This is a genomic window from Prosthecomicrobium sp. N25 (assembly GCF_037203705.1).
Classification (GTDB): Bacteria; Pseudomonadota; Alphaproteobacteria; order Rhizobiales; family Ancalomicrobiaceae; genus Prosthecodimorpha.
In genome coordinates this window covers 3,084,267-3,099,328 of sequence record NZ_JBBCAT010000001.1, presented here as the reverse complement: position 1 = coordinate 3,099,328, position 15,062 = coordinate 3,084,267, and the positions used below count along the sequence as shown (strand labels likewise).

Annotated in this window: 14 protein-coding genes; 12 read left to right on the top strand and 2 right to left on the bottom strand. The window is 69.6% G+C overall.

The genetic code is table 11. The features are described from left to right. Positions 1-8: 8 nt before the first annotated feature. From WBG79_RS14085 to WBG79_RS14070, 4 genes are read left to right on the top strand one after another with little or no spacing between them, the layout of a single operon-like run. The gene (locus tag WBG79_RS14085; RefSeq protein WP_337357732.1) at positions 9-944 is read left to right on the top strand and encodes an ABC transporter permease; all 936 of its coding nucleotides are present in this window, start codon (positions 9-11) and stop codon (positions 942-944) included. Further along, positions 944-1,825, top strand: coding sequence for an ABC transporter permease (locus WBG79_RS14080; RefSeq protein WP_337357731.1), 882 nt, complete (start codon positions 944-946; stop codon positions 1,823-1,825). Before WBG79_RS14085 ends, WBG79_RS14080 begins: the two co-directional genes overlap by 1 nt. Next, the gene (locus tag WBG79_RS14075; RefSeq protein WP_337357730.1) at positions 1,822-2,826 is read left to right on the top strand and encodes an ABC transporter ATP-binding protein; all 1,005 of its coding nucleotides are present in this window, start codon (positions 1,822-1,824) and stop codon (positions 2,824-2,826) included. The genes WBG79_RS14080 and WBG79_RS14075 overlap by 4 nt, the downstream gene beginning before the upstream one ends. Further along, complete coding sequence (locus WBG79_RS14070) at positions 2,823-3,845, top strand: ABC transporter ATP-binding protein (RefSeq protein ID WP_337357729.1); 1,023 nt, start codon at positions 2,823-2,825, stop codon at positions 3,843-3,845. The genes WBG79_RS14075 and WBG79_RS14070 overlap by 4 nt, the downstream gene beginning before the upstream one ends. A gap of 370 nt (positions 3,846-4,215) precedes the next feature. Here WBG79_RS14070 and hppD read toward each other — a convergent pair whose 3' ends face one another. Further along, on the bottom strand, positions 4,216-5,328 hold the full coding sequence (gene hppD, locus WBG79_RS14065; protein WP_337357728.1) for a 4-hydroxyphenylpyruvate dioxygenase: 1,113 nt from the start codon (positions 5,326-5,328) through the stop codon (positions 4,216-4,218). Positions 5,329-5,446: 118 nt separating this feature from the next. Here hppD and WBG79_RS14060 point away from each other — a divergent pair, with 118 nt between their 5' ends. Next, positions 5,447-5,932 carry an Lrp/AsnC family transcriptional regulator gene (locus WBG79_RS14060; RefSeq protein WP_337357727.1) on the top strand — a complete coding sequence of 162 codons (486 nt, stop codon included), beginning with the start codon at positions 5,447-5,449 and terminating at the stop codon, positions 5,930-5,932. 3 nt (positions 5,933-5,935) lie between these two features. On the opposite strand, the gene WBG79_RS14055 is transcribed toward WBG79_RS14060, so the two are convergent. After that, positions 5,936-7,657: a SulP family inorganic anion transporter gene (locus tag WBG79_RS14055; RefSeq protein WP_337357726.1), complete on the bottom strand. Its 1,722-nt coding sequence runs from the start codon at positions 7,655-7,657 to the stop codon at positions 5,936-5,938. 232 nt (positions 7,658-7,889) lie between these two features. Here WBG79_RS14055 and WBG79_RS14050 point away from each other — a divergent pair, with 232 nt between their 5' ends. From WBG79_RS14050 to WBG79_RS14020, 7 genes are all read left to right on the top strand, one after another. Further along, positions 7,890-10,196 (top strand): sensor histidine kinase NtrY-like, encoded by a 2,307-nt coding sequence (locus tag WBG79_RS14050; RefSeq protein ID WP_337357725.1) that lies wholly within the window; start codon positions 7,890-7,892, stop codon positions 10,194-10,196. A gap of 26 nt (positions 10,197-10,222) precedes the next feature. Beyond that, the gene (gene ntrX / locus WBG79_RS14045; RefSeq protein WP_337357724.1) at positions 10,223-11,590 is read left to right on the top strand and encodes a nitrogen assimilation response regulator NtrX; all 1,368 of its coding nucleotides are present in this window, start codon (positions 10,223-10,225) and stop codon (positions 11,588-11,590) included. Continuing rightward, positions 11,590-12,471, top strand: coding sequence for a D-amino-acid transaminase (locus WBG79_RS14040; protein WP_337357723.1), 882 nt, complete (start codon positions 11,590-11,592; stop codon positions 12,469-12,471). Before ntrX ends, WBG79_RS14040 begins: the two co-directional genes overlap by 1 nt. Before the next feature lie 186 nt (positions 12,472-12,657). After that, a complete protein-coding gene (gene hfq / locus WBG79_RS14035; RefSeq protein WP_337357722.1) occupies positions 12,658-12,912 on the top strand; it encodes an RNA chaperone Hfq in 255 nt (84 codons plus the stop codon). 92 nt (positions 12,913-13,004) lie between these two features. Next, entirely contained in the window at positions 13,005-14,411 is a 1,407-nt protein-coding gene (hflX, locus tag WBG79_RS14030) for a GTPase HflX (RefSeq protein WP_443147434.1), read from the top strand. Positions 14,412-14,522: 111 nt separating this feature from the next. Further along, positions 14,523-14,720, top strand: coding sequence for a hypothetical protein (locus tag WBG79_RS14025; RefSeq protein ID WP_337357721.1), 198 nt, complete (start codon positions 14,523-14,525; stop codon positions 14,718-14,720). Positions 14,721-14,846: 126 nt separating this feature from the next. Continuing rightward, entirely contained in the window at positions 14,847-15,056 is a 210-nt protein-coding gene (locus WBG79_RS14020) for a hypothetical protein (RefSeq protein ID WP_337357720.1), read from the top strand. Positions 15,057-15,062 lie beyond the last annotated feature (6 nt).

Genomic DNA, 15,062 nt, shown 5'->3' with positions numbered 1-15,062 from the left:
CCCTCGGCATGGCCCGCTATCTGTTCTGGCGTCTCGTCGATGCCGTGCCGACGGTCTTCCTCGTCCTCACGCTGGTCTTCGTCGCCATGCGCATCCTGCCGGGGGATCCCGCGCTCGCGGCCCTCGGCGACAACGCGCTGCCCGACCAGCTCGCCGCCTATCGGGAGAAGTTCGGGCTCAACGTGCCGCTCTGGCAGCAGTACCTGAACTTCCTGAAGGGCGTCCTCTCGCTCGATCTCGGCAAGTCGCTGATCCACAATCGGCCTGTTGTCGAGCTGATCGCCCACAACCTGCCCTACACGGTCGAGCTCACCCTCGTGGCGACGCTCATGGGCCTCCTCGCCGGGATCCCGCTCGGGGTGCTGGCGGCGACCCACCGCAACGGCCTGGCGGATTCCGGGGTGCGCCTCTATTCGCTGATCGGCTACGCGGTGCCGGATTTCTATCTCGGCGCCGTGCTGCTCATCGTCTTCTCGCTCAACCTCGGCTGGTTTCCGATCAACGGCGGCGGCACCGACTTCGGCAACCGGATGTACCACATCGTCCTGCCGGCCCTGACGCTCGCGTTCCTGAAGTCGGCTTTCATGAGCAAGCTCACGCGGACGTCGCTTCTCGAGGTGTTCGGCAAGGACTATGTGCGCACCGCCCGGGCCAAGGGCGCCCGCGAGCCGCGGGTGATCTACCGGCACGCGCTGCGCAACGCGCTCCTGCCGCTCACCACCGGGCTCGGCATCAGCCTGCTCGCCACCCTGTCGGGGTCGGTCGCGGTCGAGCTGGTGTTCAATCGGCCGGGGCTCGGCACGCTCCTGATCGGCGCCATCGCGGAGCGGGACTACGCGGTGATCCAGGGCGGTATCATCGTGTTCGCGCTGTGCGTGGTGGTCGTCAACCTGGCGATCGACCTCCTCTACATCGTGGTCGACCCGCGAATCCGGGTGCGCTGATGGCCGTCGCGACCGAGGCTCCCGACCTGATCGCGCCCGAGCCGGGGCGGTTCGACCTGCTGAAGCTCGCGCTCTTCGGCCGTCCGGCGACGATCGTGGCCTTCGTGATCATCATGCTCTTCGTCGCCGTGGCGATCCTGGCGCCCTTGATCGCGCCCTATGACCCGCTCGCGCAGAGCTACGTCAAGATCAACCGGCCCCCCTCGGCGGCGAACTGGCTCGGCACCGACCAGTTCGGCCGCGACGTCCTCTCCCGCATGATCCACGGCTCGCGCAATTCGCTGGTCATCGGCGTGCTGGCGCCGCTCATCGCCGCGATCGTGGGGACGGCCGTCGGAGTCGTGGCGGGCTATTTCGGCGGCTGGACCGACCGGATCGTCTCGCGCCTCGTCGACCTCCTGATCTCCTTCCCGGAGCTCCTGCTCGCCATCATCATCGCGGCGGCGCTCGGCGGGGGGTTCTGGAACATCGTCGTTGTGCTGGCGGCGGCCTTCGTGCCGGGCTTCGCCCGGGTCGCGCGGGCGCAGACCATGGCGGTCCGGCAGGAGCCCTACGTGGAGGCGGCGATCGCGGTCGGGGTGACGACGCCGGTGATCATCCTGCGCCACGTCATCCCGAACATCGCGGCGCCCATCGTCGTCCTGATGACGCTCTGGACGGCCTCCGCGATCCGGCTCGAGGCGTCGCTGAGCTTCCTCGGGCTCGGCACCCAGCAGCCGCATCCGAGCTGGGGCAACATCATCCGGGACGGGCTCAACAACATGTTCGGCTCGCCGTGGCCGGTGATCGGCGCGGGCCTCGCCATCACGCTGGTGGTGCTCGCCTTCAACCTCTTCGGCGACGCCATGCGCGACGTCCTGGACCCGGACACCGCCGCATGAGCGAAGCCCTCCTGAAGGTCGAGAACCTGTCGGTCGAGTTCGGGTCGGCGACGCCGATCAGGGTCGTCGACGCGGTGAGTTTCGAGATCGGGGCCGGGCGGTCTGTGGGGATCGTGGGCGAGTCCGGGTCGGGCAAGTCGATGACCTCGCTCTCGATCCTGCGGCTGATCCCGGAGCCGCCGGGCCGGATCGCCTCGGGGCGCATCCTCTTCGACGGGACGGACCTCCTGACCCTGCCGCGCGCCCGCATGCCGGAGATCCGGGGGCGCGAGATCGCCATGATCTTCCAGGAGCCGATGAGCTCGCTCAACCCGGTGATGACCATCGGCGACCAGATCGGCGAGGCCATCCTGCTGCACGAGCGCATGCCGCGCGAGGCGCGCCGGCGGCGGGTGTTGGAGCTCCTGAAGCTCGTCGGCATTCCCGATCCGGCGGGACGGGTCGACGCCTATCCGCACCAGTTCTCCGGCGGCATGCGCCAGCGGGTGATGATCGCCATGGCGGTCGCCTGCAATCCGCGGCTTCTCATCGCCGACGAACCGACGACGGCGCTCGACGTGACCATCCAGGCCCAGGTGCTGGCCCTGATCGCCGACATCCGCCGGCGGCTCGGGACCGCGGTGCTGCTCATCTCGCACGACCTCGGGGTGATCGCCGACGCCTGCGAGCGGGTGATCGTCATGTATGCCGGGCGGGTGGTGGAGACCGGGGCGGTGCGCGACATCTTCCGCGCACCGCGTCACCCCTACACGCGGGCCCTCCTGCAATCGATCCCGCGGCTCGACGACGATCGGGAGCGGCTCTACCAGATCCCCGGGGGCGTGCCGACGGCCGGGTCGGTCAAGGCGGGCTGCGCCTTCTTCGCGCGATGCCCCGTGCGCCGCGAGCGCTGCGCCGTCGACCAGCCGCCGACCTTCGCGTTCGGGCCGGACCACGGGGCGGCCTGCTGGGTCGCCGCGGAGGCCGAGGCGGCGCCGGCCGTGGCGGGAGCGGCCCAGTGAGCGCGCCGCTGCTCGAAGTGCGCGACCTCGCCAAGGTGTTCGAAGCCGGCGGCGGGCTCCATCTCGGGCCACGGCCGAAGCCGGTGCGGGCGGTCGACGGGGTTTCGTTCGACATCGCGCCGGGCGAGACGCTCGCGCTCGTGGGCGAGTCGGGCTGCGGAAAGTCCACGCTCGGGCGGCTGATCCTGCGCCTGATCGAGCCCTCGGCGGGGGCGGTGCGCTTCGAGGGGCGGGACATCACCGGCCTCGGGGCGGGGAGCCTGCGCCAGCTGCGGCAGCGGCTCCAGATGATCTTCCAGGACCCCTACGGCTCGCTCAGCCCCCGGCGCAGCGTGGCCGACATCGTGGCCGAGCCGCTCGACGCCTTCGGGCTGGTGCGCGGCCGGCGGGCCCGGCGCGAGCGGGTGGCGGAACTGCTCGTCCAGGTGGGGCTCAGCCCGTCGACCATGGACCGCTATCCGCGCCAGTTCTCCGGCGGGCAGCGGCAGCGGATCGGCATCGCGCGGGCGATCGCGGTCGACCCCGCCTTCATCGTCGCCGACGAGCCGGTGTCGGCGCTCGACGTCTCGGTGCAGGCGCAGATCATCAACCTGATGCAGGACCTGCAGGCGCAGCGCGGGCTCTCCTACCTGTTCATCGCCCACGACCTCGCGGTCGTCCGCCACATCGCCACGCGGGTCGCCGTCATGTATCTCGGCCGCATCGTCGAGATCGGACCGAAGCGGGCGGTCTACCGGACGCCGCACCATCCCTACACGCAGGCGCTCCTCTCCGCCGCACCCGAGCCGGACCCGGACCGGCGGTCGCGGCGCATCGTGCTCGGCGGCGACGTGCCGTCTCCGACCGAGGTCCGTGTCGGCTGCTCCTTCGCGAGCCGCTGCCCGATCGTGCAGGAGATCTGCCGCACGGTGCCGCCCCCGCTCGCGCCCGTCGGGACGGAGGGCCATGCGGCGGCCTGCCATTTCGCGGCGCCGAACCCGATCCCCGTCTCGGCCGGCCCGGAGACGGTCTCGGGCTGATCAGGTGTTGCCCTCGCGCCGCTTGTGGGCGACGCACGTGCCGCGCCGGGCGGCCCATAGGCCCCGGCTCGATGGCCGGGGTGACACTCGTGGGGAGGCTTTCCCACGACGGCACCGTGGCGCAGATCTGGTGGGCCTGTTCGGGCCCGCCGGGATGGCCCCGGACCTCGTCGCGACGGGGAACCAGGCCGTCGACGACGCCCTGAAGGATCCGGCCGTCGTGACGCTGCTCGCCACGTCGGGGCCACGCCGGCGGGCTTTGCCGACATGATCAAGGAGGAGAATGCGGTCGTGGCCGAGTTCGCCGCCGCCATGAAGGCGGGCGCGAACTGAAGGGGCGCCCGCTCTTCCGCGGGCGCCCGGGTGCACCCTACTCGGCCGCGGAGAGGACGCCGCGGCGGATCTGATCCTCTTCGATGGACTCGAAGAGGGCGCGGAAGTTGCCCTCGCCGAAGCCGTCGTCGCCCTTGCGCTCGATGAACTCGAAGAAGATCGGGCCGACCACGGTGCCGGAGAAGATCTGCAGCAGCACCTTGGTGGTGCCGCCGTCGACGACGCCTTCGCCGTCGATCAGGATCCCGTTCGCCTCCAGGCGGTCGAGCGGCTCGCCGTGGCCGGGCAGGCGGGTGTCGACGCGCTCGTAGTAGGTGGCCGGCGGGGCCGGCATGAAGGGCAGGCCGCGGGCGCGCAGGCCTTCCACGGCGGCGTAGATGTCGCGGGCCCCGCAGGCGATGTGCTGGATGCCCTCGCCGTTGTAGGCGCGCAGGTATTCCTCGATCTGGCTGCGGTCGTCGGCGGACTGGTTGATCGGGATGCGGATCTTGCCGCAGGGGCTCGTCATGGCGCGGCTGGTGAGGCCCGTCAGCTTGCCCTCGATGTCGAAGTAGCGGATCTCGCGGAAATTGAAGAGCCGGGTGTACCAGTCGGACCAGTAGTCCATCCGGCCGCGATGGACGTTGTGGGTCAGGTGATCGAGGTAGTGGAGGCCGACGCCCTCGGGCTTCGGGTCGCGCTCGCCGGTCCAGACGAAGTCCACGTCCCAGATCGAGCCCTTGTCGCCGTAGCGGTCGACGAAATAGATGAGCGAGCCGCCGATCCCCTCGATCGCCGGGATGCGCAGCTCGTCGGGGCCTACGACGCTCTCGACCGGCTTGGCGCCGAGCGCGATGGCGCGCTGGTAGGCATAGAGCGCGTTCACCACCCGGAAGCCCATGGCGCAGACGCAGGGGCCGTGGCGGCGGGCGAAGCCGGCGGCGAAGCTCTGCGGCTCGGCGTTGATGACGTAGTTGACGTCGCCCTGGCGCCAGAGGGTCACAGCCTTGGACCGGTGCCGCGCGACGGCCTCGAAGCCCATGGTGGCGAAGAGCCGGCCGAGCGCCTCCGGGTCCGGATGGGCGAACTCGATGAACTCGAAGCCGTCCGTGCCCATCGGGTTGGCTTCGTCGATCACGGCGGCGGGGGCGTCATGCGGAAAGGGACCCACGGCGTTTCCTCCTCGAAACGATGATGCGCCATCATCGCAAGAAGGGCTCGCAAGAGGCGTGCATTCTAGTCGCTAACCGATTAAGTTTCGCACGAACCATGCACGAAGAGGGTTTTCCATGCAGGATGCCGTCGCCATCGACGGGTACGACCTCCGCCTCCTCGCGGCTCTGCAGGAGGACGGGCGGCTGACCAACCAGGACCTCGCCGAGCGGGTCCACCTGTCCGCCTCGCAATGCTCGCGCCGGCGGCAGAGGCTGGAGGAGGCGGGCGTCATCCGCCGCTACCGGGCCGAGCTCGACGGCACCGCGCTGGGGCTCGGCGTCACGGCCTTCGTCAACGTGCAGCTCGCCCGCCATTCGGAGGCGAACGCCCGGCGCTTCCGCGACCTGATCGCCGACTGCGGCGAGGTCCTGGAGGCGCATGCGCTGACCGGGGACATGGACTACCTGATCAAGATCGCGGTCGCCGACCTCGCCGCCTTCGCGCGCTTCGTCAACGCCGTGCTGCTCGCGCAGGAGAGCGTGGCGCACGTCACCTCGCGGATCGTTATCGAGACCCTGAAGAGCGGCGGCGGACTGCCCCTGCCGGCGGCCGCCCGCTGAGGCTCACTCGGCCGCCAGCGGCTCGTGGTCGATCCGTTCGAGCGCCGCGGCGACGGAGGGAGCGGTCAGCACGCTCACGTGCGGGCGGTGGATGCCGAAGCGGACCAGCGAGCGGCGGACCGGGCGCGACATGCCCGCGAGCACCACGTCGGCGCCGCGCTTGTGCATGTCGGCGACGACGCCGCGCAGCGTTGCCGCGCCGGTGGAATCGACGAGCGGCACGCCTGCGAAGTCGAGCACCAGCCGCTTGGGCCGCGTGCCGATGCGCGAGAGGGTCGTGGTGAGCTGGTTGGCGGCGCCGAAGAAGAAGGGGCCGTTGATGCGGTAGACCACCACGTCATCGCGGATCTGCTGGCTCGGGTCGTAGGGCGTCCGCTCGGGATCGTCGGCCCGGTCGCGGTCGATAAGGTCGACGTTGCCGTGCGCCTCGACCTGCACGGCCTCGGCCATGTGGTGCATGAACAGCATGGCGGCCAGCACGACGCCGACCTCGATGCCGACCGTCAGGTCGTAGAAGACGGTCAGCAGCATGGTGGAGAGGAGGACGGTCCGGTCGCCCCAGCCGGAGTTGACCAGGAGTCGGCCGACCACATGCACCTCCGCCATGTTCCAGGCGACGATCGCCAGGATGGCGGCGAGGACGGCAAGCGGCACGTAGGAGGCGAGCGGCGCAGCGACCAGCATGAAGACCAGCAGGAAGACCGCGTGCAGCACGCCCGAGACCGGGCCGGTGGAGCCGGAGCGGATGTTGGTCGCCGTGCGCGCGATGGCGCCCGTCGCCGGCAGGCCGCCGAAGAGCGCGGAGGCGACGTTGGCGAAGCCCTGGGCGACGAGCTCGCAGTTGGAGCGATGGCGGCGGCCGGTCATGCCGTCGGCGACCACGGCCGAGAGGAGGGACTCGATGCCGGCCAGCACCGCGATCGTGATCGCGTCGGGCAGGACGGCCTTGATCTTGGCGAAGGAGAGGGCCGGCAGTTCCGGCGACGGCGGCATGCGCGGGATCTCGCCGTACTTCGAGCCGATGGTCACCGCGTCGAGCTGGAACAGCGCCGTCACCACGGAGGCCAGCACGACCGCGATCAGGAAGCCCGGCCACTTCGGGCGCGTGCGCCGCAAGCCCAGGATGACGGCCAGCGAGAGCGCGGAGAGCGCCACGGCGGACGCGTTCAGGGTCGGCAGAGCGTGCCAGAGCGCCTCGACCTTGGCGACGAACTCGCCCGGCAGCTTGCCGGCCGAGAGGCCCAGGAGGTCGGCGACCTGGCTGACGAAGATCGTGATGCCGATGCCGGCCGTGAAGCCGATCGTGACCGGGTAGGGGATGTACTTGATATAGGTACCGAGCTTCAGGTAGCCGACCGCCACCAGGATCAGGCCGGCCAGGAAGGTCGCGAGCACCAGGCCGTCGTAGCCCTGCGTCTCGATCGTCCGGTAGACGACGACGATGAAGGCCGCCGTCGGCCCGCCGATCTGGAAGCGGCTGCCGCCGAGCGCGGAGATGATGAAGCCGGCGACGACGGCGGTGAAGAGCCCCTTGTCGGGCGTGGTGCCGGACGCGATGGCGATGCCCATGGCGAGCGGCAGCGCGACGATCGCCACCGTCAGCCCGGCGATCACGTCGGAGACGAGCCGCCCGACGTCGTAGCCTTCCCGCAGGGTGGTGATCAGCTTCGGCGTGAAGAGATCGGCGAAGCTGTCCTCGGGCAGGCGCGGTGCTGTGCGGTTCATCGGGGGATCCGGGGGCGGGAGGAACCGCGAGGCTAGCACGCACCTTCTGTACGAGGATATACGGTATGCCGCGGAGACCGCAGCGGAATGCCAGGGGGGTTCTGACGACCCGCGACGGCGGTCGGGCGAGGCGTCGCGCCGGGCTTCTGTGTTCCGCTCGCCACAGTGCCGCATTTCGGCAACAATTCCGGCCGAAGGATTCGCCCGCCGAAGGGGGAGTCGCGCGCGCCGCATGAGTCAGACCGAAGAGATCCTCACGATCCCCAAGCACGTCTCCGCGCCGATCGGCGAGCGGAACAAGCGGGTTCGGCTCGTCGGCCTGGTCCTCGTGGTCCTGTCGCTCCTGTCGGTGATCACGTCCTTCCTGATCCTCACGGACCTGACCCCCGTCACGCCGACCGACCGCGTGGTCGAGACGGCGATGTCGATCAACGGCGGGCTCCTGATCGCGCTCGCCGGACTGATCCTGTGGGAGTTGGTCGGCCTCTACGTCGCCTGGCGCGACGGGCGGGCGGGGGCGCGGCTGCACTGGCGGGTGATCGGCCTCTTCAGCCTGATCGCGGCCGCGCCGGCAGTCCTGGTCGCGGTGCTCGCCTCCATCACGCTCGACCAGGGGCTGGACCGCTGGTTCGAGGTCCGGACGCGCACCATCGTGGAGAACGCCGCGCAGGTCGGCAACGCCTACATGCAGGAGCATGCGCGGGCGCTGCGCGGCGACACGCTCGCCCTCGGCGCCGAGATCGACCGGGCGCGCTCGCTCTACGACTACGAGCCGACCCGGTTCGACAACTTCTTCCAGCAGCAGGCGGCGCTCCGGCAGATCCCGGCCGCCTTCCTGCTCAAGTCCGACGGCTCGGTCGTCACCAGCATCAAGCTGGACGCGACCTGGGAGAAGATCCTGATGCCGCCCGCCGAGACCTTCAAGCGGGCGGAGGAGGACGGGCCGGTCGTCATCGTGCCGGGCCAGACCAACCAGGTCGGCACGGTGCTGAAGCTCGACGAGTTCGAGGACACCTTCCTGTACGCGACGCGCCCGCTCGACGGGGAGGTGCTCGACCAGGTGCGGCTCGCCACCGACGCCGCCGCGGACTACAGCCAGCTGGAGAAGAGCCGTTACGGCGCCCAGATCGCCTTCGCGCTGATCTTCGTGGGCGTCACCCTGATCCTGCTGCTCGCCGCCATCTGGGCCGCCATCGGCTTCGCCAATCGGCTGGTGGCGCCGATCCGCCGGCTGATCCTCGCCGCCGACTACGTCTCGCGCGGCCAGCTCGGCGTACAGGTGCCGGTGCGCAAGAAGGAGGGCGACCTCGCCCATCTCGGCGAGACCTTCAACACCATGACGGCGGAGCTCCGCTCACAGCGCGCCGAACTGATCGCCGCCAAGGACCAGATCGACCGCCGCCGGCGCTTCACCGAGGCGGTGCTGGCCGGCGTCACGGCGGGTGTGCTCGGCATCGACGGGGAACGGCGGGTGACCCTCGCCAACCGGTCGGCGCTCGCCCTTCTCGACACCGCGGAGGCGAACATCCTGGGCAAGCCGCTCGATGAGGCCGCGCCCGAACTCGCCGCCGCCATGGCCGAGGCGGTGACCGACAACCCGCAGCGGCCGAAGCAGATGCAGGTGACGCTCCGGCGGGCCGGCCAGGAGCGGACGATCATCGTCCGCTTCACGACCGAATCCTCCTCCTCGGAGGGTTTCGTCGTGACCCTCGACGACATCACGGACCTGGTCAGCGCCCAGCGCTCCTCCGCCTGGGCCGACGTCGCCCGCCGCATCGCGCACGAGATCAAGAACCCGCTGACGCCGATCCAGCTCTCCGCCGAGCGCATCCGGCGGCGCTACGCCAAGAAGGTGGAGGACGACCGGCAGGTCTTCGACCAGTGCGTCGACACGATCATCCGGCAGGTCGGCGACATCGAGCGGATGGTCAACGAGTTCTCGTCCTTCGCGCGCATGCCGAAGCCCCAGAAGGAGAAGGGCAACCTCCTGGAGTCGCTGCGCGAATCCGTCTTCCTGATCGGCGTGAGCAATCCCGAGATCGAGTTCGTGACGCGCCTTCCCGACGCGCCCATCATCGGCCGCTACGACCACCGGCTGCTCTCCCAGGTTTTCACCAACGTCGTTAAGAACGCCGCCGAGGCGATCGCGGCGGTCGAGCCGGTCGAGGGGCGGCCGCCCGAGAAGGGGCGGGTGGAGGTCGAGGCCCGGCGGGTGGGCGAGGAGATCGTGATCGACGTGATCGACAACGGCATCGGCTTCCCGCGGGAGAACCGGCACCGACTGCTCGAGCCCTACGTGACGACGCGCGAGAAGGGCACGGGCCTCGGCCTCGCCATCACGCGCAAGATCCTGGAAGAGCACGGCGGACGCATCGAGCTGCTCGACGCCCCCGCCGTGGCGACCGGAGGGCACGGCGCCATGATGCGCTTGGTCCTGCCGGTTTCCGAGACGGCAACGGACTCCGCGCCCGGCGAGGCGGGCGGCCGTCGCGGCGGGCCGGCGCCCGGCGCGGGGGTGGCCGCAGCGGCCTCCGGCTGACGACAACCGAGAACGGAACGGACGACATGGCATCCGACATCCTCATCGTCGACGACGAGGCCGACATCCGGGAGCTCGTTTCGGGCATCCTGGAGGACGAGGGGCACGGCACACGCACCGCCGGCAACAGCGACGAGGCGCTCTCAGCCATCGAGAAGCGCCGGCCGTCGCTGGTCTTCCTCGACATCTGGCTGATGGGATCGAAGCTGGACGGCCTCGCGGTCCTGGACATCATCCGCGAGCAGCATCCGGACCTGCCGGTGGTGGTCATCTCCGGCCACGGCAACATCGAGACGGCCGTCTCGGCCATCAAGCGCGGGGCCTACGACTACATCGAGAAGCCGTTCAAGGCGGACCGGCTGGTGCTCGTCGCCGAGCGCGCCCTCGAGGCCTCCAAGCTGCGCCGGGAGAACAAGGAGCTCCGGGCCCGTTCCGGCGAGACCTCCGCGCTCGTCGGCGGCTCGACGATCATGAACCAGCTCCGCCAGCAGATCGAGCGGGTCGGCCCCACCAACAGCCGCATCATGATCTCCGGCCCGTCGGGCGCCGGCAAGGAACTGGTCGCCCGCCTCATCCACCAGAATTCGCTGCGCGCCGCCGGTCCCTTCGTGGCCGTGAACGCCGCCACGATCACGCCGGAGCGGATGGAAATCGAGCTGTTCGGGACCGAGCCGAGCGAGGGCAGGGGCCGCAAGGTCGGGGCGCTCGAGGAGGCCCATGGCGGGACCCTCTACCTCGACGAGGTGGCGGACATGCCGCGCGAGACGCAGAACAAGATCCTGCGGGTGCTCGTCGAACAGTCCTTCTCGCGGGTGGGCGGCTCCACCAAGGTGCAGGTCGACGTCCGGATCCTCTCCTCCACCGCCCGCGACCTGCCGCGGGAGATCCAGGAGGGTCACTTCCGCGAGGATCTCTTCCACAGGCTCGCCGTCGTGCCGCTGCGCGTCCCGGCGCTCGCCGAGCGGCGCGACGACATCCCGGCCCTGGTGACCCACTTCATGGAGCATATCTCGCGCGCTTCCGGGCTGCCGGTCCGGCGGATCGGCGAGGACGCCATGGCGGTCCTGCAGGCCCACGACTGGCCGGGCAACATCCGGCAGCTCCGCAACAACGTGGAGCGCCTGCTGATCCTGACCCGCGGCGACGCGGAGGCCGTCATCACGGCGGACCTCCTGCCCTCCGAGATCGGCGCCATGCTGCCCGCGCTGCCGAACTCCACCGGCGGCGAGCACCTGATGTCGCTGCCGCTACGCGACGCCCGCGAGATCTTCGAGCGCGAGTATCTCGTGGCGCAGATCAACCGCTTCGGCGGCAACATCTCGCGCACCGCCGAATTCGTCGGCATGGAGCGCTCCGCGCTCCACCGCAAGCTCAAATCGCTCGGGGTCAACTGATGAGCCGCATCGCCTACGTGAACGGCCGCTACGTGCCGCACCGCGACGCCAGCGTGCACATCGAGGACCGTGGCTACCAGTTCGCCGACGGCGTCTACGAGGTCTGCGAGGTCAGAGGCGGGCGGCTCGTGGACGAGCGGCTGCATCTCGACCGGCTGGAGCGGTCCCTGCGCGAACTGGCGATCGCCATGCCGATGTCGCGCAAAGCGCTCGGGACGGTGCTGCGCGAGGTGGTGCGGCGCAACCGCGTGACCGACGGGATCGTGTACGCCCAGGTGACGCGGGGGGTGGCGCGGCGCGACCACTTCTTCCCCGTCCCGGCGGTAAAGCCGGCGCTGGTGGTGACGGCGAAGTCGCTCGATCGGGCACGGGGCGCGCAGCTTGCCGAGGAGGGCATCGCGGTCGTCACCGTGCCGGAGATCCGCTGGGCGCGGGCGGACATCAAGTCGATCGGACTGCTCCCGAACGTGCTGGCCAAGCAGAAGGCGCGCGAGGCGGGGGCCCGGGAGGCCTGGTTCGTCGACCAGGACGGGTTCGTCACCGAGGGCGGGTCCACCAACGCCTGGATTGTCACGGCCGACGGGGCCCTGGTCACGCGGCAGGCGGACAGCCGGATCCTGCGCGGGGTGACGCGCACCGTCGTGCTCGCCGCGGCGGCGGCGGAGGGGCTGCGGGTCGAGGAGCGGCCGTTCACGGTGGAGGAGGCGCTGTCGGCGCGGGAGGCCTTCGTGACCGCGGCCACCCAGATCGTCATGCCGGTCGTCAGGATCGACGGCGCGCCGGTCGCCAACGGAGCGCCCGGATCCGTCGCCGCGCGCCTGCGGCAGATCTTCCACGATCACGCCGAGATCGGGAGCGGGCGCGAAAGCGTCGGCGCCTGAATGCCTTACCGCGCGGGCGCGAAAAACCTTGCGGTCCGACTTGTTCTGGACGAATGGCGCTTCCTGCCCTTAATATGAAAAGCGTGCAACCCGATCTGGGCAGCCGTTCAAGGCTAGGCCGGCTCGATGCGACGGTAAATTACATTCGCGACCACGAATACATCAGAATATAAGGTCGAAAAAAAGATGGCGGACCGCGCACAGAACCTCCAGGATACGTTCCTCAACTATGTGAGGAAGAACAAGACACCCGTCACGATCTTCCTCGTGAACGGCGTTAAACTCCAGGGTGTCGTCACATGGTTCGATAACTTCTGTGTTCTGCTCCGGCGCGACGGGCATTCCCAGCTCGTCTACAAGCACGCGATCTCCACGGTGATGCCCGGGGCGCCCCTGCAGCTGTTCGAACCCGACGAGTCCGGAAACCGGGTGAGCGATTGACGTCGAGAGGATCAGGGAAGGGCACCGGTCGCTCCGGACAAGGGGCGGGCGGCGGCGACGCGTCGAAAAACGGTCCTGTCGACGGTGAAAGCGTGCCGCCGAGCCCTCGGCCGGCGCGCAAGAGCGTCGATCGGACGGCGGCGCGAACCCGGACCATCGTTGTCGTTCCGATCCGGACGGATCAGCGCGAGGCGCGGGACGCGGAGAGCGGCGAAACGTCGCGGTCGCGGCGGTCATCGGAGGCCCGACGCCAGGAGGCGGTGGGACTAGCGGCGGCGATCGACCTCGACGTGGTCGAGAGTCCCGTGGTGCGTCTGTCCGCCTTGCGGCCGGCGACGCTCCTCGGGCAGGGCAAGGTCGAGGAGATCAAGGCCGCGGTCGAGGGGCACGAGGCGAAGCTCGTCGTCGTCGACCATCCGCTCTCGCCGATCCAGCAACGCAACCTGGAACGCGCCTGGAACGCGAAGGTGCTCGACCGCACGGGCCTGATTCTGGAGATCTTCGGGGCCCGGGCGCGGACGCGCGAGGGCCGGCTGCAGGTGGAACTCGCCCACCTCAACTACCAGAAGAGCCGCCTCGTCCGCTCCTGGACCCATCTCGAGCGCCAGCGCGGCGGCTTCGGCTTCCTGGGCGGGCCCGGCGAGACCCAGATCGAGGCGGACCGCCGGATCATCACCGAACGGATCGCCAAGCTCGAGACGGAGCTGGAGTCGGTCAGCCGCACGCGCGCGCTGCACCGGAAGACGCGCAAGAAGGTGCCGCATCCGGTTATTGCGCTCGTCGGCTATACGAATGCCGGCAAGTCGACCCTGTTCAACCGGCTGACCGCCAGCGACGTCTTCGCCCAGAACCTGCTCTTCGCCACGCTCGACCCCACGCTTCGGCGCGTTCGGCTGCCGCACGGCGGCGAGATCATCCTGTCGGACACGGTCGGCTTCGTCTCCGATCTGCCGACGCACCTGGTGGCGGCGTTCCGGGCGACCCTCGAAGAAGTGATCGAGGCTGACCTGATCGTGCATGTACGGGACGTCGCGCACGAGGACACTCTGGCACAGGCCCGCGACGTGGAGGACGTGCTCCGCGTGCTCGGGCTGGACCCGAGGGACCCGCAGAGGATGATCGAGGTCTTGAACAAGATCGACCTGCTGGACCCCGACCACCGGGCGCGGCTGCTGGCGGACACGCCTGCGGAAGCGGGCGACGGACCGGTGCGCCTGCCGCTCTCGGCCGTCACCGGCGAGGGCGTCGACCGTCTTCTGGACGTCATCGAAAAGCGCCTCAATCGCGACCGGGCCGTTTTCCAGCTGCTCGTGCCGCCCGCCGACGGGGCGCTGCTCGCCTGGCTCTACCGCTCGGCCGAGGTGCTCGACCGCACGGACGGAGAGGCGGGGGTCGCGCTGACCGCGCGTGTGCCCGAAAAGAACCTCGCGCTTTTTCGCAGGCGGGCGGGCCGATTTCTGGTTGCCGGCGATCGCCGGGGCGGGAGGAAAAAGTCTTGAAATGGACGGAACTTGAGAGTAAGTATTATGTTGTATGCAATTGATAGAGATAAATGAATATACGTTCGTTTGAACGGGCGGTTTCCCACCCTTCAACACTGGATCGTACCGATGCCGCGTTTCACGATTATTCTTTGGCTCTTGCTCGGGACCGCCATGGCCGGGCTGTCCGTCGCAGCGATCATGATCACGCCCGCGCTCGACCGCATCGACCAGGAGGCCATCCGGTCGGCCACCTTCGTCGCCTACCTGATCGGCTTCCCGCTCGCCGTCGCGCTGGCCCGGTGGGTTGGGCGGCCGCAAACATAGGCATCAGGTGAAATAAACCGAACCAGCTGGATCTCCATCAAGGCTTCCCCTTCGGCAGCGGACGAGGCTCCGCTCGATCGGTTCGAGGGGTACCGACGCGCTCCGGCCTTTCGCCGGGCGCGGAGGATGGACAGAGCCATCTTCAAGGTCGCGATCCTCGTCTGGATCATGCTCGGCACGACGCTCGCCGGAATGGCCGTCACCGCCGTTCTCGTCACCCCCGGTCTCGAAGGGGCGGCCATGAAGGCCGTGCCGGCGGCGGGCATCCTCGGCTACCTGGGGGCGCTGCCCCTGTCGGTGATGGTCGCCCGCCGCATCCAGGGCGGGACCGCCTGACCGCGG